Genomic DNA, 625 nt, shown 5'->3' on the forward strand with positions numbered 1-625 from the left:
GTGAGACCCTCCGCCTTGAGAGCGCGCAGGAACGCGCTCGCGGACATGGGTGGGGCCATGCCGCCCTCCTTCGTACCGGACGACGGCCGCCGGGCGCGGCCGCCTGGTACAGGGGCTATAGCCGGAAAGTAGGCCTTTCAAGTACTCGTTCGGCTGCTGTGCGAGCCGATCCGGACAATCTCCTTCCGCCCGGCCGCCGTTGCCGCCGCCGACGGCCGGTCACTCTGCCCGGCCTACCCAAGATCCAACCCCGCTCGATCGGGTAATGGCGCGGACACGGTGCGTGAGGAACGCTTGATCACGCACCGCGACGCCCGGCACGGCCGGGCGTGGATCTATTGGGGAGGGCATTTCTCTATGTCGGTAGGCGAAGAGGTCCGCACGGAGCAGACCGGGCAGCAGCAGAGCCTCGGTACGGCGGCGGCGCGGAACCTGGCCACCACGACCAAGTCCGTGCCGCAGATGCAGGAGATCAGCTCCCGCTGGCTGCTGCGGATGCTGCCCTGGGTCGACGTGCAGGGCGGCACGTACCGGGTCAACCGGCGGCTCACCTACGCCGTGGGCGACGGCCGGCTGACCTTCGTGAAGACGGGCGACCGGGTGGAGGTCATCCCCGCCGAGCTGG

Annotated in this window: 1 pseudogene; it reads left to right on the forward strand. The window is 69.6% G+C overall.

The window, feature by feature from the left end:
• Nucleotides 1-357 precede the first annotated feature (357 nt).
• Nucleotides 358-625 (forward strand): annotated as a pseudogene (locus LPA54_RS34950) (Crp/Fnr family transcriptional regulator); the annotation flags it as partial.

The sequence above is a fragment of the Streptomyces sp. DH12 genome (genome assembly GCF_020873895.1).
In the GTDB taxonomy this organism is placed as follows: Bacteria; Actinomycetota; Actinomycetes; order Streptomycetales; family Streptomycetaceae; genus Streptomyces.